This window comes from Labrys sp. Lb11, assembly GCF_057554225.1.
On record NZ_BAAJOT010000006.1, the window covers coordinates 619083 to 636485 of the forward strand.

Sequence of the window (17403 nt, forward strand, 5' to 3'; positions counted from 1 at the left end):
GAGGGGGGCGGCCGCTACGCCTCGGCAGCCTCAAGCTCGGCGCTGGCCGTGAGCCACGCCTCCTCGGCCAGGGTCAGGCGCTCGGTCGCCGTCGCCCGGGCCTTCGCCATCTCGGCAGCCTTTTCCGGCGCACGCTCGAACAGGCCGGGCTTCGACAGCTTCTCGTCGAGGTCGTCGATGATCGCCTGCAGCTTCTCCATCGCCGCCTCGATCTGCCGGACCTTGTCGCGGCTCGAGGCGGCGTTGGCGCGCTTGCCGGCCGCGGTCTTGCGCCGCTCGGCGGCGCTCGCGCCTTTCTCGCCCCTGTCGGCGGCGGGCGTGGCCAGCACCAGCCTGCGATACTCCTCCATGTCGCCGTCGAACGGCTTCACCGTGCCGCTCGCCACCAGCCAGAGCCGGTCGACGCAGGCGTCGAGCAGGTAGCGGTCGTGGCTGATCAGGATGACGGCGCCGGGAAAGTCGTTCAGCGCCTGCACCAGTGCCTCGCGGCTGTCGATGTCGAGATGGTTGGTCGGCTCGTCCAGGATCAGCAGATGCGGCCCGCCGAAAGTGGCCAGGCCCATCAGCAGCCGCGCCTTCTCCCCGCCGGAGATGCTCTCCACGGGCGTATCGGCCTTGTCGCCGGAAAAGCCCATCTGCGCAGCACGTGCGCGGATCTGGGGCTCCGTCGCACCTGGCATCAGCTCCGCCACATGCGCCCGGGTGGTCGCCTTCGGGTTGAGTTCGTCGAGCTGGTGCTGGGCGAAATAGGCGACCTTCAGCGCGTTGGCGCGCTGCATGCGCCCGCCCATCGCCGCCAGCCGGCCGGCGATCAGCTTGGCGAAGGTCGACTTGCCGTTGCCGTTGGAGCCGAGCAGGCCGATACGATCCTCGTTGTCGATCGACAGGTCGAGCCTGGAGAGCACCGTGCGCTCGCCATAGCCGGCGCTCGCCCCTTCCAGGGTGATGATCGGCGGCGACAGCGCCTTGGCCGGGGCGGGGAAGTTGAACGGCGCCACCTCGCTGTCGACGATGGCCGCCACCGGCTCCATCCGCGCCAGCATCTTCATGCGCGACTGCGCCTGCACGGCCTTGGAAGCCTTGGCCTTGAAGCGGTCGATGAAGGCCTGGATGTGGCGGCGCTGGTCTTCCTGCTTTTTCCGCAGCTTCAGCGACAGCGCCTGCTTCTCCCGCCGCTGCTTCTCGAAGCCGTCATAGCCGCCGCGATAGAGCTCGAGCCGGCCCTCGGTGAGGTGCATGATGTAATCGACCGAGGCGTTGAGGAGGTCGCGGTCGTGGCTGATCACCAAAACGGTATGGGGGTAGGCGGCAAGGTAGTCCTGCAGCCACAGCGTGCCTTCGAGGTCGAGATAGTTGGTCGGCTCGTCGAGCAGCAACAGGTCCGGCTCGGTGAACAGCAGCGCCGCCAGAGCCACGCGCATGCGCCAGCCGCCGGAGAATTCCGAGCAGGCGCGCTGCTGCGCGGCGTGGTCGAAGCCCAGGCCCGCCAGGATCGAGGCGGCGCGGGCCGGAGCGGCGTGGGCGCCCTTGTCGACGAGGCGGGTCTGGATCTCGGCGATGCGGTGCGGATCGGTGGCGGTTTCCGCCTCGGCCAGCAGCGCCGTACGCTCCTCGTCGGCGGCCAGCACCACCGCGATCAGGCTTTCCGGGCCGCCGGGAGCTTCCTGCGCCACCCGACCGATCCGAGCCCCGCGCGGCACCGAGACCGTGCCGAGATCCGGCGAGACCTCGTCCATGATCATGCGGAACAGGGTGGTCTTGCCGGTGCCGTTGCGCCCGAGGAAGCCGACGCGCGCATTCGGCGGCAGCGCCACGGTGGCGTTGTCGAACAGGACGCGCGGCCCGAGGCGATAGGTGAGACCATTGACGTGCAGCATGCGCGGCTTTTGGCACGATGCGCCGGCGCGGGCAACGGCAACAGCCGGCAGGGACCGGCTTTTGCCGCCGCCGGCGCCGGAAAGGCGGCTCGTGCGGCCTACTTGCCGTGCTTCTCCAGCCAGGCCTTCATCACCGCGATCTCTTCCTCCTGCGCCTTGATCACGGCTTCGGCGATCTTCCTGATCGCCGGGTCCTTGCCGTATTGCAGCTCTATCCTGGCCATGTCGATCGCGCCCTGGTGGTGCGGGATCATGCCGCGGACGAAGTCGACGTCGGCATTGCCGCTATAGGGCGTCATCATCGCCTTCATCATCGCGTCCATGGCAGCCTGATAGGCCTTGGTCGATGCCGCGCCATCGGCAGGCATGGCCATGTCGTGGCCCTGCATGTCGTGGCCCTGCATGCTCTGCATATCCTCGGCGAGGGCGGGAACGGCCGTCGATCCAAGTAGAAGAGCAACGATCGCCAGGGCCTTGAGCGGGTTTCCTGCAGTGAAGGGAGTCATGTTCGAACCTTTGTTGCCGGGCATCGCCCCGGCTTCGGGGAGAACCTTCCGCGCCGGCGATATTCCGCCCGGCGGCGACACGGATCGACGTCCGGATCGGGGCTCGGCGCCATGCTGGTCGCGGGCGTGATCAGGGCATGGCGCCGCCGTCGTCCGGGCCCCGCGCCGATGCTGTCCACGGGCCGGGACGGATCCGCCGTCGCCGGCCTCATGCCGGCGACGGCGTCGGTGCCCGCCCAGCGCGAAGCCGAGCGCTCGCGCCAGGCAGCTTCCCGTGGTTTTCGCCACGCTTGATCTTGCATTCTTCAATGCAAGATCAAGTCTGCCCAGACTCACACGTGCGAGCCGGTTCGGGAGAACCTGCTCAGCGGCGCACGAGGTCGAAGCGATCGGCGTCCATCACCTTCGCCCAGGCCGCAGCGAAGTCCTTCGCGAACTTCTCCCGCGAATCCGCGCAGGCATAGACTTCCGCGAAGGCCCGAAGCTGGGCATGCGAGCCGAACACGAGGTCGACCCGGGTCCCGGTCCACTTCAGCGCGCCGGTCTTGCGGTCACGCCCCTCGTAGACGCCCTGCTGCCCGGGCGCGGGGCTCCACTGGGTCCCCATGTCGAGCAGGTTGACGAAGAAGTCGTTGCTGAGCCGGCCGGGCGTCTGCGTGAAGACGCCATGCCTGGAATCGCCGGCATTGGCGCCGAGCACGCGCAGCCCGCCGATCAGCACCGTCAGCTCGGGGCCCGTCAGCCCGAGGAGCTGCGCCCGGTCGACCAGCGCCTCCTCGGGCTTCAGGAACTGCGGCTTGCCGCCGACATAGTTGCGGAAGCCGTCGGCGCGCGGCTCGAGCGGCGCGAAGGACTGCACGTCTGTCTGCTCCGGCGTCGCATCCGTGCGCCCCGGCGAGAAGGGAACCTTCACCTCGACACCGGCGTCCCTGGCGGCCTTTTCGACCGCGGCATTGCCGGCGAGCACGATCAGGTCGGCCAACGAGACCTTCTTTCCGTCAGCCTGGCCGGCGTTGAACGCCTGCTGGATCGCTTCGAGCGCCTTGAGCACCGTCGCGAGCCGGGCCGGCTGGTTCACCTCCCAGTCCTTCTGCGGGGCCAGGCGGATGCGGGCGCCGTTGGCGCCGCCCCGCTTGTCGGAGCCGCGGAAGGTCGAGGCCGAGGCCCAGGCGGTCGAGACGAGCTGCGGCACGGTGAGGCCGGAGGCGAGGATCTTCTCCTTCAGCGCGGCGACGTCCGTGTCGTCGATCAGCGGATGGTCGACCGCCGGGACGGCGTCCTGCCAGATCAGCGTCTCCTTCGGCACGAGCGGGCCGAGATAGCGGGCGACCGGGCCCATGTCGCGATGGGTGAGCTTGAACCAGGCGCGGGCGAAGGCGTCGGCGAACTCGTCCGGATGCTCGTGGAAGCGCCGCGAGATCGCTTCGTAGGCCGGGTCGAACCGCAGCGACAGGTCGGTGGTCAGCATGGTCGGCACGCGCTTCTTCGCCGGATCGAAGGGATCGGGCACCGAGGCGTCCGCGCCTTTCGCCTGCCACTGCCACGCGCCGGCCGGGCTCTTCACCAGCTCCCATTCATACTTGAACAGGTTGTCGAAGAAGTGGTTGCTCCACCTTGTCGGCGTCTGCGACCAGATCACTTCCGGCCCGCCGGTGATGGCGTCCGCCCCGTGGCCGGTGCCGTACCTGCTCTTCCAGCCGAGGCCCTGGTCCTCGATGGCGCCCATTTCCGGCTCCGGCCCGACCAGCGACGGGTCGCCGGCGCCGTGGGTCTTGCCGAAGGTGTGGCCGCCGGCGATGAGCGCCACCGTCTCCTCGTCGTTCATCGCCATGCGGAAGAACGTCTCGCGGATGTCCCTGGCCGCCGCGACCGGATCCGGCTTGCCGTTCGGTCCTTCCGGGTTGACGTAGATGAGGCCCATCTGCACGGCGCCGAGCGGTTCGGCGAGCTGGCGCTCGCCGCTGTAGCGCTCGTCGCCCAGCCAGGTTCCCTCCGGGCCCCAGTAGAGCTCTTCGGGCTCCCAGACGTCGGCGCGCCCGCCGGCGAAGCCGAACGTCTTGAAGCCCATCGACTCCAGCGCGACGTTGCCGGCCAGGACCAGCAGATCCGCCCAGGAAATCTTGCGGCCGTATTTCTGCTTGATCGGCCAGAGCAGACGCCGGGCCTTGTCGAGGTTGGCGTTGTCCGGCCACGAATTGAGCGGCGCAAAGCGCTGCTGGCCGGCGCCGGCGCCGCCGCGTCCGTCGGTGATGCGGTAGGTGCCGGCGCTGTGCCAGGCCATGCGGATCATCAGCCCGCCATAGTGGCCGAAATCGGCCGGCCACCAGTCCTGCGAATCCGTCATCAGGGCGTGGAGATCCTTGACGACCGCGTCGAGATCGAGCGTCAGGAACTCCTTGGCGTAGTCGAAGTCCCGGCCCATCGGATCGGACAGCCCGGAATTGCGATGCAGCATCTCGATATCGAGCGCGTCGGGCCACCAATCGCGGTTGCCGCGGCCGCGAGAGCCGCCTGTGAACGGGCATTTGCCCCCGGTTTCTTCCGTTTTTGCGTCCATGTCTGCCTCCTGTCGCGCGTCGGCTGGTCCGCGCTACCGACGGTGCTTGTGGCACTTGGCCTCGACTTTGTCACGGTCCCGCTGCGCCTGCGCCGCCCGGCCGGCGGGCCGAGCGCCTCAGCGCTCGTCCCGCCGGCGCGTGGCCGCAAGGTGGCGGTCGTCCCGCCCTCGGAGGCACCGCTCGGCGGGGCCACGCCATCGGCGCGAAGACCGCGCCGATCCGGTGGTTTCAAGCAACAGCCAAGCAAACTCGTCCGGACACTCGGGGAAGGGCCGGTCGCGACTCCAAGCCGGGCCGTTTTCCTGCCATGTTGACTTTGCGTGCGCGAGAGATTCGCGTGCCGCTTTTGCCGGTGAGGCGCCGCGCCAGCAACGAGGGCCTCCGGTTTTGGGGAGACTGATGTCATGAAAAAGTATTTTGCGGAGCTGGTGGGCACGGCTGCGCTGTGCTTCATCGGCTGTGGCGCCGTCGTGCTCGGCGGATTCGGACCGACCCTGGCGTCCTCGCCGCTGGGCATCCTGCCGATCGCCTTCGCCTTCGGGCTTTCGGTCACGGCCATGGCCTATGCCATCGGCCCGATCTCCGGCTGCCACATCAATCCCGCCGTCTCCGTCGGTATGGTCGTCGCCGGCCGCATGCCGGCCTCGGAGCTGCCCGGCTACATCATCGGCCAGGTGATCGGCGCCTTCGTCGGCTGCGGCTTCCTCGCCCTGATCCTGTCCTCCAAGGCGGGCGGCTACGACATCGCCACGGCGGGCCTCGGCCAGAACATGTATGACCCGGTCAAGGGCTTCGGCGTCGTCGGCGCCTTCGTCGCCGAGGTGGTCGGCACCTTCCTGTTCCTCGTCGTGATCCTCGGTTCGACCCAGAAGAAGAGCGCCACGCCGGTCGCCGGCCTGGCGATCGGCCTCACCCTGGTCATCATCCACATCGTGCTGATCCCGGTGACCGGCACCTCGGTCAATCCGGCGCGCAGCATAGCGCCTGCGTTCTATGTGCGCGGCGAAGCCCTCTCCCAACTCTGGCTCTTCATCCTGGCGCCGATCATCGGCGCCATCATCGCCGGCCTCCTGTTCCAGTCCAAGGCCCTGGCCGAGGACTGAGCCCGGCGCGCCGTCAAGACGCACGATCTCCCCCGGGGACGCTCCTGCCGCGTCCCCGGGTTTTTGTGGCGGCGTGGACGCATTCGGTGTCGGCGCAACCGATTGCGTCTGGTGCATCGCGCCCGGCCTGTGCTAGGGCGTGTGCTCAGACATGGTTTGGAGCGAGATGAGGTCAAAAATGGCCAGATGCAAGTCGCGCTATCGCAAGCCTTCGGCTTGCGACGTCGACGCCAAGGCTGATGCCTTGGCGAGCGACGGGACGCGGCAGATGGCCATTTTTCACCTCACCGCGAAGCGGCGCGGCGCTTTTGGCCGATTGGCGCGACGCCTCGCTCGCCAAGGCATCAGCCTTGGCGTCGCGCGGCTCCTTCCACTCGGCCAAAATCGCTCGCGTCTCGCCCGAAACCATATCTGAGCACACGCCCTAATCATCGCGCCTGCCATCACCCATGCCGGAGCAAGCCATGCCGCCCACCAAATTTGGCGTCGGACAACCCATGCGCCGCAAGGAGGACCAGGCCTTCATCACAGGCACCGGCCGCTATCTCGACGACGAGACGCGCGAGGGCGTGCTCCGCGGCTATGTCCTGCGCTCGCCGCACGCCCATGCCCGAATCTCGATCACCGATGTCGACGCGGCGCGGGCCATGCCGGGGGTGCGCCTGGTCTTCACCGCCGCCGACGTGACCAATCTCGGCGACCTGCCGTGCCTGGCGCTGATGACGAACGCCGACGGCGAGACGCAGAAGCCGCAGCCCTATCCCATCCTGGCGGTCGACACCGTGCGTCATGTCGGCGACGCCGTCGCCTTCGTGGTTGCCGACACGCTGGACCAGGCCCGCGATGCGGCCGAGGCGATCGGCGTCGACTACGAGCCCCTGGAGGCGGTCACGGGCGCGGTGCGGGCGCTCGAGCCGGAGGCGCCGCTGGTCTGGCCGCAGCACGGCTCCAACCTTGCTTATGACGCGCAGATCGGCGACGCCGCCAAGGTCCGCAAGGCCTTCGACAAGGCGGCGCGGGTGGTCACGCTCGACGTGCTCAACAACCGCCTCGTCGCCAACTACATGGAGACGCGCGGCTGCATCGCCGAATGGGACGGGGGGCGCTTCACCCTGACCGTCGGCTCGCAGGGCGTTCACAGCCTGCGCGACAACCTGGCCCAGAACATCTTCCGCATGCCGCCGGAGGCCTTCCATGTGAAGACCGGCGACGTCGGCGGCGGCTTCGGCACCAAGGCCTTCATGTACCGCGAATATCCGCTGTGCATGGAAGCCGCCCGCCGCCTCGGCAAGCCGGTGAAGTGGTTTGCCGACCGCACCGAGCACTTCCTCGGCGACACCCAGGGCCGCGACAACATCACCCGCATCGAGGCGGCGCTCGACCGGCGTTCGCGCATCCAGGCCGTCAGGATCGACATCATCGGCGACATGGGCGCCTATCTCTCGCAGTTCGGGCCGTTCATTCCCTGGCTCGGCGCGCTGATGGCCACCGGCGCCTATGCCATCGGCGCGATGGATGTGCGCGTGCGCGGCGTCTTCACCAACACGCTGCCGGTCGACGCCTATCGCGGTGCCGGGCGGCCCGAGGCAGCCTACCTGATCGAGCGGCTGATGGACGCCATCGCCTTCGAGACCGGCCTCGCCGTCGACGAGGTGCGCGCCCGCAACTTCGTCAAGCCCGAGCAGATGCCGTTCAAGGCTCCTACCGGCCGCACCTATGACAGCGGCGAATTCGAGGGCCATATGCGCCGTGCCATGGACGTGGCGCAGTGGGCGTCCTTCAAGGATCGCTGGAAGGCGGGCAAGAAGGCCGGCAAGCTCCTCGGCATCGGCATGTCGACCTATATCGAGGCCTGCGCCGACGGTGCGAGCGAGACCGCCACGGTATCGCTGGAGAAGGACGGCTCGGTGACGGTGCTGATCGGCACGCAGACCAACGGTCAGGGCCATCTCACCGCCTATGCCCAGTTCGTCGCCCAGCATCTCGACCTGCCGCTGGAGCGCATCAACGTCGTCCAGGGCGACAGCGACCGCATCCGCACCGGCGGCGGCACCGGCGGCTCGCGCTCGATCCCGGTCGGCGGCGCCTCCGTCGGCAAGGCGAGCCAGACGCTGGCGGAGCGGCTGAAGGCCCTGGCCTCGGACGAGCTGGAGGCCGGCATCGCGGATCTGGAGATCATCGACGGCCGTATCCGCGTCGTCGGCACGGACAAGGCCATCGACTTCACCGCGCTCGCCGCCTTGCCGAAGGCGACGCCGGACCTCCTGACCGCCGACCACAACTACCAGCCGGGCGAGGCGACCTATCCCAACGGCACCCATGTCTGCGAGGTCGAGATCGACCCGGACACCGGGGTCACGCGCATCCTGCGCTACACCATCGTCGATGATTTCGGCGTGGTGGTGAACCCGCTGCTGCTCGAAGGCCAGGTGCAGGGCGGCGTGGTGCAGGGCATCGGCCAGGCGCTGCTGGAGCGTACCGTCTACGGCGAGGACGGCCAGCTCCTCACCGCGACGCTGACCGACTATGCCCTGCCGCGCGCCGACAATGTGCCGTTCTTCCATTTCGAGACGCGCAACGTGCCGTGCAAGGGCAACCCCGTCGGCATCAAGGGCGCGGGCGAGGCCGGCACCATCGGCGCGGCGCCGGCGGTGATGAACGCGGTCATCGATGCGCTGCGCCGCGGCTGCGGCATCACCCGGATCGACATGCCGGCGACCCCCGAGGTGGTCTGGCGCGCCATCCAGGATGCGGCGATCAGGCAGGCCGCGGAATAGGCGGGGAGGAGCGGGAGGGGCGTCGCTGCGGACGCGCCTCTCCCGTTATGGCGGCGGCGCGCCCGTGCCGGTCCGCAGGCCGCAACACCGTCCGTCATGCACGCCCAATCCCTGCCGCCGCCCAGCCTGGCGGGCATCGCCTTCAAGGTCGCGTCGGTCCTGATCTTCACGGTCATGGGCGCGCTGATCAAGCTGATCGGCACCACCTATCCGACCGGCGAGGTGGTCGCCTTCCGTTCGATCTTCGCCCTGATCCCGCTCGTCGCCTTCCTGGCCTGGCAGGGCACGCTGCGCTCCGCCCTGAAGACAGGGCGGCCGATGGGCCATGTCCTGCGCGGCGGCGTCGGCGTCGTCGCCATGTACCTGAACTTCGCCGGCATTGCCCGCCTGCCGCTCGCCGACGCCACCGCCATCTTCTACGCGGCGCCGATCTTCACGGTGGTGCTGGCGGCGCTGATCCTGAAGGAGCAGGTGCGGGCCTATCGCTGGAGCGCCGTGGCGCTCGGCTTCTTCGGCGTGATCCTGACGCTGCTGCCGCATCTGGGCGAGAACACGCCGGGCGGCGGCGAGCAGATGCTCGGGGCGATGCTGAGCCTCGCCGCCGCCGTCGTGGCCGGCTTCGCCATGATCCAGGTGCGCCGGCTGACCGAGACCGAGCCGACCGGCTCGATCGTGCTCTACTTCACGCTCGTCTCGTCGGTGATCGGCCTGGCGACGCTGCCGTTCGGCTGGGTGATGCCCACGGCGCATGAACTCGCCGTGCTCACCGGCATCGGCGTGCTCGGCGGCATCGCCCAGATCCTGCTGACCCAGAGCTATCGGCTCGGGGACGCCTCGCTGATCGCCCCCTTCGAATATGCCTCGATGCTGTTCGCCCTCGCCGTCGGCTATGTCGCCTTCGGCGACGTGCCGCCGCCGCTGGTGCTCATCGGGGCGGGGATCATCATCGCCGCCGGGGTCTTCGTCATCCTGCGCGAGCGAGCGCTCGGCCTGCGCCGCGGCGAGGCGCCCGAGGTTACCTGAGCGGCCGCCCCTTGCCGTACAATTCGTTCGCTACTACAAACGCAAAATTCGTCAAATCAAACGAAAGCGTTGAGATGAGCGGGGCTGATCGGAGGGCGGACCTGGACGCCGGTGCGCTCCTGCTGTCCGGACAGCTGGGCAAGACCATCCAGCGGCTGCGCAAGGCCTACAACCTGTCGCTGTCCGAGCTTGCCGAGCAGTCCGGCGTCGCCAAGTCGATCATCAGCCAGATCGAGCGCAACGAGACCAATCCGACCCTGGCGACGATCTGGCGCCTGTCCCAGGCCCTCGACGTCTCGATCGAGCGCGTGCTGGCCAGCGCCGATGACGGTCCGTTCCTGCAGAGGACCACGCGTCCGGACACGCCGGTGGTGATCTCCGAGGACGGCAAGTGCCGCCTCACCATCATCGGCTGGATCAAGACGGTCGAATGGCTGCAATGGTACGATTTCCACGCCGAGCCCGGCGGCGTGCTCGAGAGCGATCCGCACCAGCGCGGCTCGATCGAGAGCCTGTCGATCCTGTCGGGCGCGGTGGAGGTCGATGTCGGCGGCGTTGTGGAACGGGCAGGCGCAGGCGAGACCCTGCGCTACCGCTGCGACCGGCCGCACGCGATCCGCGTCGTCGGGCCGGAGCCGGTGCACGCCACCATGGTGTGCATCATGAAGGCGGCGGTGATGGAGTAGGGGCGGCCGGTCTCTTGCGCATGCCCCCCGGGGGGAGGGCGGCGGGCATTGCGCCCGCCGCGGCGGTCGATGGCGAGGTCCGAGCCGCTTCTCGTGGCTCCCGCCACGATTGATCTGGCATCTTCAATGCAAATCAATGCTGCTCGGACTTGCAAGTGTAAGCAGGTTCGGGAGAGCGCTGCTCAGGCGCTCCAGGCCACGGCCGTCTGGCGCTGGCTGCCGAGCTTCTCGATGCCGAGCGTCATGACGTCGCCCGCCTTGACGTAGACCGGCGGCTTCATGCCCATGCCGACGCCGGGGGGCGTGCCGGTGGTGATGACGTCGCCCGGCTCCAGGATCAGGAACTGGGAAATGTAGGAAACGATATGGGCGGCGCCGAACACCATGGTCCTGGTCGAGCCGGTCTGCATGCGCTTGCCGTTGACGTCCAGCCACATGGACAGGTTCTGCACGTCGCCGACCTCGTCCGGCGTCACCAGCCAGGGGCCGAGCGGGCCGAAGGTCGGGCAGCCCTTGCCCTTCATCCACTGGCCGGAGCGCTCGATCTGGTAGGCGCGCTCGGAGACGTCGTTGCAGACGCAATAGCCGGCGACATGGGCGAGGGCGTCCTTCTCCTCCACGTAGGAGGCGCGGCTGCCGATGACGATGGCGAGCTCGACCTCCCAGTCGGTCTTCTCCGAGCCGCGCGGGATGATCACGTCGTCATTGGGACCGACCACGCAGGACGGCGCCTTGTTGAACAGCACCGGCTCCTTCGGCACCGGCAGATTGCTCTCGGCGGCATGGTCGGCATAGTTGAGGCCGACGGCGATGAAGTTGCCGGGCTTGGGCACGCAGGAGCCGAAGCGCGGCGTGCCGGCGACGAGCGGCAGCGCCTTGGCGTCGAGCTGGGCGAGCCTGGCCAGCGAGGCCGGCGACAGCACGTCGCCCGTCAGGTCCGCGACATGGGCGGAGAGGTCGCGGATCTGGCCGTCGGCGTCGATCAGGCCGGGCTTCTCCTGGCCAGGATTGCCGTAACGCACGAGCTTCATGTCGATTTCCTTTGGCAGGCCACCTTGGGCGGATTTGTAGGACAACTTGGGCGGGACTATATGCCGATGCCGGCGAGCGAGGGCAAGGCTTCGAATCGCAAAAGCGCCCCGCGAAGACCGCAATGCCGGCGGCCAGCCGCAAGAAGTTGTTGCACAACAGTCACATAGAGTTGCAAACCGCATAAGGTCGCAGCCTGGCGACGGTTGCCGCTCCGGCGTCGATCCTGGAGCAGCGAGCGGAAAAGTCTCCGCGGGCGTAGCCGTTTACTTCGAATTGCCCGGCATCGTCTCGATCTCGCCGCAATCGATTCGACCGCGGCGAGCCCCGGCCCGTCCGGTCACCACGGTTGCGGTTGGCGCGGGATTAAGCACTCTGTCACGGACAGGACGTACTGTCTCGGGGGCATCCGGCGATCCGCCGGCACGGTTTTGGGGGAAATATGGCGACGTCTCTGCGCGCCACAGCGATTGTCCTGCTGGCCTCGACGGCCATGCTGTCGGCCGGGGCGGCCAAGGCCGGCGGCTTCGGCCACAGGCTGCAATCGACGGTCGGCGCGGGCAACGCCTTCTCGGGCGCCGGCACGACGGTCTTCGGCCTGTCGGGCATGTTCTGGAACCCGGCGGCGGTGAACCAGGTCGAGGGCTTCGAGTCCAGCTCCAACTATACGCTGGCCCTGCCGCAGGCCGACATCAAGGCCGTGTCCGGCACCTCGCCGCCGTTGCTCGCCCTCGGCGACGACTCCGGCGACATCCTGCAGGACGCCCTGATACCCACGTCCTACGTCGCCTATCGCCTCAACGAAGACTGGGCGGTCGGTCTATCCGTCAATTCGCCCTTCGGCCTCGCCAGCAAGCCCAACGTGCCCTGGGCCGGCCAGAACCTGTCGATCAGCGCCAAGGCCGTGTCCATCGACGTCGCCGCGGTCGTGGGCTACACCGTCAACGACTGGCTGAACATCGCCGTCGGCCCGCGCGTCCTCTATGCCACGGCCAAGTTCTCGCGCGACGTCATCCCCGGCGACAGGGTGGTCGAGCTGGGCCAGCTGGACGACCTCGAGGATACCGGCTGGGGCTACACCCTCGGCGCCACCATCAAGCCCTGGACCGGCGGCGAGATCGCGCTCGGCTACCGCTCGCGTGTCGACCTGTCGCTCAAGGGCAACCTCGACATGCCCGACCTGCCCCCCCTCGGGCCGCTGGCCGGGTCGCATCCGGTGGTCGGCAAGATCACCCTGCCGGACCAGGCGACAATCGGCTTCAGCCAGAATATCGCGCCGCAATGGACGCTGCTCGGCTCCGTCGAGTGGCGGAACTGGAGCCTGGTGCAGGACGTGCCGTTCTACATCCGCAGCGGGCCGCTGCAGGGCGTCAACCCGACGACCCTGACCTTCCGCTATAAGGACGGCTGGAACTTCGCGCTCGGCGCGGAATATCAGTGGAACGACCAGCTCACCCTGCGCGGCGGCGCATCCTACGAGATCTCGCCGATCAAGGACGCGCAACGCGACGTGTCGATCCCCGACGGGGACCGGATATGGGTGTCGGCGGGCGCTTCCTATGTCTACAACGAGCACCTGACCCTCGACTTCGGCTACAGCCACGCCTTCGTCAAGGACGGCACGATCAAGGTCGGTCCCGGCACGCCGAACGCCGACAGCGGCAATCTTTACGGCATGTCGTTCTACGGCGACGTCGCCGGGTCGGTCGACGTGGTCTCGGTCGGCCTGCGCTGGAAGTTCGGCGGCACGGCGGTCGCTGCCCTGCCGCAGGAGCCGGTCGTGGCGAAGTACTGACCGCGGGACGGGGAGTTTCCGTCGGCACGGCCTCTCCGACGCCGGCTCAGGCGGCCCAGGCGCCGTGCTCGGGCAGGAGGATGGCGCTTTCCGGCCGCCATTCCAGGCAGACGCCGCCCGACCGCGGCGCCTGCCCCGTCTGGGGCGTGACATTCTGCGATGCCACGGCGACCGGCCGCGCGACGCCGTCGACCCTGACGAAGAGGTGATTGCGGTCGCCGAGATAGGAGGCGGCGACCAGGTCGCCGGCGAGGCGGTTGCCGGCCTGCCCCGGATCGTCTGCGAAGCTGATCTTCTCAGGGCGCACCGCGACGACGACGGCATCGCCGACCCTGGCGCCGCTGGTCCCGGTGTCGTGCTGCACCGTCAGCCGCCCGATTGCGCCGGCATCGACAACCGCCCCGGCATCCTCCAGGCCGACCAGCCTGCCCGGGAAGAAGTTCATCGAGCCGATGAAGGCCGCGACATCGCGGCTTGTCGGGGCTTCGTAGATGCGCGCCGTCGGCTCGAAGCTGCGATTTTGGCCAAGTTGAAGAACGATTGATGAACAGCGGCGTTTGGCGGGGTTATTCGGAACCGCCTTTGCGCACCTGGTAGATGGTGCCGCGCGATATACCAAGCTCGCGGGCGATCTTGCTGGGTCCATGTCCCCGTTGCAGCCGCAACAAGATTTCGGCGCGATCAATCTTGGGCGGGCGACCTTTATAGGTGCCACGTTTCTTAGCAGCGGCAATCCCCTCAGCCTGTCGCTCGCGCCGTAGGTTGGTTTCGAACTCGGCGAACACGCCGAGCATGTCGAAGAACGCATTGCCGGCGGCTGTGGAAGTGTCGACAGGCTGCTCGGTGGCAAACAGATGTGCGCCCTTGGCCTTGAGCTTATCGGTTATGACCTGGAGATCGCGTAGCGATCGGGCCAACCGGTCGATGCGCGTGATGACGAGGGTTTCGCCGGCATGGATAAAGTCGAGAATGGTCATCAGTTGCGGCCTGCCCTCGAGCGAGCCGCCGCTTTTCTGCTCCTCACGGATGACATCGCAGCCAGCGCTTCTAAGCGCGGCCACCTGCGCGGCAAGGTTCTGGTCCGTGGTGGAAGTGCGGGCATATCCGATACGAGGCATGCACTACACCGTTGCAAACTGTTCAATTTGGGTGTGCCATCAAGGCGAATTGTTCAATATTTCGTTTCAGACCCAAAATAAACAGGATTTTGCGAGCTCGGCCTGTTCATGCGCGGTGTTCATCACGGGTATACCCAAAACGACATCGACGCCGAGCTGTCGCAAAAATCCCCGTCAATCAGGGAACTTTTGCGACAAGAATCGCCGAACAATTTCGGCCCGGTGCAATCCGAGCTGGAAAATCAGGATACTCGCGATAGCGCCGCCCCCGTTTGGAACGTGTCTGGTCGGGCTGCGAAATGTCCGGTCACGAAATCCACAAAGGCCCGAACCTTCGGCGACAACTGGCGACTAGACGGCCAGACCAGAGACAAAGAACCAAACGGCACCATGTATGAGGCCAGCGCGGGAATCAGTGTTCCGGCGCGAACATGCGACGCTGCGACATAGACCGGCAGGTGGGCGATACCCATCCCATCCAGTGCGGCACGCAAGCCGGCGTCCGTATTGTTGAAGATCAGGCTCTTCGGCAGGATCGTCCGCTCGTCGGGAGCAGCAAAGGCCCAAGTAGCCAGACGCCCGCTTGTCGGGTATTTGAAATGGATGCAGGAATGCCCGGCGAGGTCCGCCGGCGACATTGGCGGGGCATGGTGGTCGAAATAGCGGGGGCTTCCGCAAACGACAAAATGCTGCTCACCAAGGCGACGGGCGATCAGACTGGTATCGGCCAGTTCTCCGCTGCGAATGGCAATATCTAGTCCTTCAGCCACCAGATCAACGACCCGATCCTCGAAGTCGATATCCAGTTCGACATCGGGAAATCGCTCGGTGAAGTCGAGCAGAGCCGGCATCAAAAGATGCTGTCCGACGATGTGGGGCACACTGACACGCAGGCGTCCTCTCGGACGCTTCCGGCTTTCTGTGAGGCTTGCCTCAGCATCTTCAAGATCGTCAATGATACGCTTGCATCGCTCGTAGAACGCCGCTCCTTCCTCCGTTAGGCTGATGCTGCGCGTTGTCCGGTTGAACAGCCGTGCACCGAGCCGGCTTTCCAGACGGGCGACGGCCTTGCCGATCGCCGACGGTGAGACGCCGGCAACGCGTGCGGCCGCCACATAACTGTGCTGTTCAGCAGCGTGAACGAAGGCGGAAAGACTGCTCAGACTATCCATGATTGGATCATAAAGGAAATTTTGTCCTTTATGAATGTCCACGCTGCCTGATTGATCGGCATTGGAGACTGGATATCGTTTCCGGTATGGGGCCGATGCCCACGGGTGGAAATGAAGATGACGTTGGCGCACGAGAATAAACGGTGGGCAGGAGCGAATTCATCGCTGGCGGTGCTTCTTGCTGGAAATTTCGTCACGATCCTCGATCTCTTCATCGTCAATATCGCATTGCCCGATATTCAGCGCGACCTGCACGCGACCAATGCCGAATTGCAGATCATCATGGTGGCCTACAGCGTCTCCTATGGCGCGATGCTGCTCAATGGCGCACGGCTAGGCGACTTCTACGGGCGGCGGCGGCTGTTTCTCCTCGGCATGGCGATCTTTGCACTCGCCTCCTTTCTGTGCGGCCTTGCTTCGTCGCCTCCGCTCCTCATTGCATCGCGGGCGTTGCAGGGTATCGGCTCAGCCCTTCTGATGCCGCAGATCTATGCATCGGTACGACTGCTGTTCGACGGTGAAGAGCGCCGGCGCGCCTTTGCCGTAATGGGCGCAGTACAGGGTATTGCCGGTGCGGCATCGCAACTTCTTGGCGGCTGCCTGCTCGCCTTTGACGTCGGTAGCCTCGGCTGGCGCCTGATCTTTTTCGTCAACCTGCCGATCGCCGCCTACGCGCTCGTTGCGGGGAGATGGTTCATCGTCGAAACGAGAGAAGCTGCGCCGGCAAGACTCGACCTCTTGGGAGCGCTCCTCGGCGTAGCAGCACTCACGGCGCTACTGATGCCCGCCATGGCGGGGCAAGAGCAGCATTGGCCGTGGTGGGTAATCACCGGGCTATCGTCATCCGTGCCCTTGTTCGGTGCTTTCATTGCCTATGAAAGTCGCCTGAGACGGCGTGGCGGCATCCCGATCATTGATCCTTCGCTATTCAGCAATGAACGTTTCGTCTTCGGCATGCTGGCGTCATTTCTGTTTTTCTCGGCAGTCAGCTCTTTCTCTTTGTCGCTGACGATCTTTTTGCAGATCGGTCTCGGCCAGACTCCGTTACGGGCAGCTATGTTGTTTCTGCCGTCCACGCTAGCCTTCTTCGTCGGGTCTCTCGTCTCGGCTCGTTTTACGAATGAGCAGCCTCGGGCTCTGACCTATGGCATGGGACTGTTCGGTTTGGGCTTGCTGATCGCGATCACGGCCGGCCTTGCCGGCGGGACAGCTTCGGCGTTGACGCTTTCCGTAATCCTGCAAGGGCTTGGTCAGGGGATCGTCATTCCACTCCTGCTCAACATGGTTCTGAGCACCGTTGCCAACGCCGAGGCCGGGATGGCGTCCGGCATGTTCAGCACCATCCAAACAGCGGGCTCGGCTTTCGGCGTGACGATCGTCGGCATCATCTTGTTCGGCGTCATCCACGAAAGCGGCGCTGAAGCGACAACCGGCGTTGGAGCCGCTGATGCCTATGGCACAGCTTTCGCGGTCGCGACGATCTATAACTTGGTTGCTATCACCCTCGGGCTCGTTTTCTTCCGTGTATTACACCGGCGAAATAGAGCATGTGCGTAGAGCGAGGCGTTCAGTTTCGCGAATATCCCGATTAAAATTAAGTTTTCGCGGCAGATTATTGCAACAACTTTCGTTTCGGTCGATTCAGGCGGCGAGCCGCCCGAAATCAATCCGGCTGCTCAGGTCGAGATCGAAGCGGCCGTAGGGATTGATGTGGCTATAGAGAGCCGGCTCGGTTTGCTTGGACAGCTGAAGCTGCCGG

General features: G+C 66.4%; 14 protein-coding genes. 7 read left to right on the forward strand and 7 right to left on the reverse strand.

Annotated features, from left to right (window positions below; all coding sequences use genetic code 11):
- Positions 1–14: 14 nt before the first annotated feature.
- The 3 genes from AC27L4_RS24960 to katG all read right to left on the reverse strand — a co-directional run bounded on the left by AC27L4_RS24960 (position 15) and on the right by katG (position 4940).
- Positions 15–1877: an ABC-F family ATP-binding cassette domain-containing protein gene (locus tag AC27L4_RS24960; RefSeq protein ID WP_487145204.1), complete on the reverse strand. Its 1863-nt coding sequence runs from the start codon at positions 1875–1877 to the stop codon at positions 15–17.
- Positions 1878–1975: 98 nt separating this feature from the next.
- Entirely contained in the window at positions 1976–2383 is a 408-nt protein-coding gene (copM, locus tag AC27L4_RS24965; RefSeq protein ID WP_487145251.1) for a CopM family metallochaperone, read from the reverse strand.
- A 364-nt stretch (positions 2384–2747) separates the two neighbouring features.
- The gene (gene katG, locus AC27L4_RS24970) at positions 2748–4940 is read right to left on the reverse strand and encodes a catalase/peroxidase HPI (RefSeq protein WP_487145205.1); all 2193 of its coding nucleotides are present in this window, start codon (positions 4938–4940) and stop codon (positions 2748–2750) included.
- 405 nt (positions 4941–5345) lie between these two features.
- On the opposite strand from katG, the gene AC27L4_RS24975 reads away from it, so the two are divergent.
- The 5 genes from AC27L4_RS24975 (at position 5346) to AC27L4_RS24995 (ending at position 10530) form a co-directional block, all read left to right on the forward strand.
- Positions 5346–6044: an aquaporin gene (locus AC27L4_RS24975; protein WP_487145206.1), complete on the forward strand. Its 699-nt coding sequence runs from the start codon at positions 5346–5348 to the stop codon at positions 6042–6044.
- 178 nt (positions 6045–6222) lie between these two features.
- Positions 6223–6459: a hypothetical protein gene (locus AC27L4_RS24980; protein WP_487145207.1), complete on the forward strand. Its 237-nt coding sequence runs from the start codon at positions 6223–6225 to the stop codon at positions 6457–6459.
- A gap of 82 nt (positions 6460–6541) precedes the next feature.
- Entirely contained in the window at positions 6542–8821 is a 2280-nt protein-coding gene (locus AC27L4_RS24985) for a xanthine dehydrogenase family protein molybdopterin-binding subunit (protein ID WP_487145208.1), read from the forward strand.
- A gap of 96 nt (positions 8822–8917) precedes the next feature.
- Positions 8918–9844, forward strand: a complete 927-nt coding sequence (locus AC27L4_RS24990) for a DMT family transporter (RefSeq protein ID WP_487145209.1) — start codon at positions 8918–8920, stop codon at positions 9842–9844.
- A gap of 74 nt (positions 9845–9918) precedes the next feature.
- Positions 9919–10530 (forward strand): helix-turn-helix domain-containing protein, encoded by a 612-nt coding sequence (locus tag AC27L4_RS24995; RefSeq protein WP_487145211.1) that lies wholly within the window; start codon positions 9919–9921, stop codon positions 10528–10530.
- Positions 10531–10712: 182 nt separating this feature from the next.
- Here the strand turns inward: AC27L4_RS24995 and AC27L4_RS25000 are convergent, their stop codons facing one another.
- The gene (locus AC27L4_RS25000; protein ID WP_487145212.1) at positions 10713–11561 is read right to left on the reverse strand and encodes a fumarylacetoacetate hydrolase family protein; all 849 of its coding nucleotides are present in this window, start codon (positions 11559–11561) and stop codon (positions 10713–10715) included.
- 440 nt (positions 11562–12001) lie between these two features.
- On the opposite strand from AC27L4_RS25000, the gene AC27L4_RS25005 reads away from it, so the two are divergent.
- Positions 12002–13354, forward strand: a complete 1353-nt coding sequence (locus tag AC27L4_RS25005) for an OmpP1/FadL family transporter (protein ID WP_487145213.1) — start codon at positions 12002–12004, stop codon at positions 13352–13354.
- A gap of 46 nt (positions 13355–13400) precedes the next feature.
- Here AC27L4_RS25005 and AC27L4_RS25010 read toward each other — a convergent pair whose 3' ends face one another.
- The 3 genes from AC27L4_RS25010 to AC27L4_RS25020 all read right to left on the reverse strand — a co-directional run bounded on the left by AC27L4_RS25010 (position 13401) and on the right by AC27L4_RS25020 (position 15644).
- Positions 13401–13799 (reverse strand): TOBE domain-containing protein, encoded by a 399-nt coding sequence (locus AC27L4_RS25010; RefSeq protein ID WP_487145214.1) that lies wholly within the window; start codon positions 13797–13799, stop codon positions 13401–13403.
- A 121-nt stretch (positions 13800–13920) separates the two neighbouring features.
- Positions 13921–14472, reverse strand: coding sequence for a recombinase family protein (locus AC27L4_RS25015; RefSeq protein WP_487145215.1), 552 nt, complete (start codon positions 14470–14472; stop codon positions 13921–13923).
- A gap of 242 nt (positions 14473–14714) precedes the next feature.
- Complete coding sequence (locus tag AC27L4_RS25020; RefSeq protein WP_487145216.1) at positions 14715–15644, reverse strand: LysR family transcriptional regulator; 930 nt, start codon at positions 15642–15644, stop codon at positions 14715–14717.
- A 117-nt stretch (positions 15645–15761) separates the two neighbouring features.
- Between AC27L4_RS25020 and AC27L4_RS25025 the strand changes: the two genes are divergently transcribed.
- Positions 15762–17201, forward strand: coding sequence for an MFS transporter (locus AC27L4_RS25025; protein WP_487145218.1), 1440 nt, complete (start codon positions 15762–15764; stop codon positions 17199–17201).
- Positions 17202–17403 lie beyond the last annotated feature (202 nt).

Excerpts from the sequence above, each read along its gene's own strand:
- copM (WP_487145251.1), bottom strand. The coding sequence starts at position 2,383 with ATGACTCCCTTCACTGCAGGAAACCCGCTCAAGGCCCTGGCGATCGTT.
- AC27L4_RS24995 (WP_487145211.1), top strand. The coding sequence starts at position 9,919 with ATGAGCGGGGCTGATCGGAGGGCGGACCTGGACGCCGGTGCGCTCCTG.
- AC27L4_RS24985 (WP_487145208.1), top strand. The coding sequence starts at position 6,542 with ATGCGCCGCAAGGAGGACCAGGCCTTCATCACAGGCACCGGCCGCTAT.
- AC27L4_RS24975 (WP_487145206.1), top strand. The coding sequence starts at position 5,346 with ATGAAAAAGTATTTTGCGGAGCTGGTGGGCACGGCTGCGCTGTGCTTC.
- AC27L4_RS25000 (WP_487145212.1), bottom strand. The coding sequence starts at position 11,561 with ATGAAGCTCGTGCGTTACGGCAATCCTGGCCAGGAGAAGCCCGGCCTG.
- katG (WP_487145205.1), bottom strand. The coding sequence starts at position 4,940 with ATGGACGCAAAAACGGAAGAAACCGGGGGCAAATGCCCGTTCACAGGC.
- AC27L4_RS25010 (WP_487145214.1), bottom strand. The coding sequence starts at position 13,799 with ATGAACTTCTTCCCGGGCAGGCTGGTCGGCCTGGAGGATGCCGGGGCG.
- AC27L4_RS25005 (WP_487145213.1), top strand. The coding sequence starts at position 12,002 with ATGGCGACGTCTCTGCGCGCCACAGCGATTGTCCTGCTGGCCTCGACG.
- AC27L4_RS24980 (WP_487145207.1), top strand. The coding sequence starts at position 6,223 with ATGGCCAGATGCAAGTCGCGCTATCGCAAGCCTTCGGCTTGCGACGTC.
- AC27L4_RS25025 (WP_487145218.1), top strand. The coding sequence starts at position 15,762 with ATGACGTTGGCGCACGAGAATAAACGGTGGGCAGGAGCGAATTCATCG.
- AC27L4_RS25020 (WP_487145216.1), bottom strand. The coding sequence starts at position 15,644 with ATGGATAGTCTGAGCAGTCTTTCCGCCTTCGTTCACGCTGCTGAACAG.
- AC27L4_RS25015 (WP_487145215.1), bottom strand. The coding sequence starts at position 14,472 with ATGCCTCGTATCGGATATGCCCGCACTTCCACCACGGACCAGAACCTT.
- AC27L4_RS24960 (WP_487145204.1), bottom strand. The coding sequence starts at position 1,877 with ATGCTGCACGTCAATGGTCTCACCTATCGCCTCGGGCCGCGCGTCCTG.
- AC27L4_RS24990 (WP_487145209.1), top strand. The coding sequence starts at position 8,918 with ATGCACGCCCAATCCCTGCCGCCGCCCAGCCTGGCGGGCATCGCCTTC.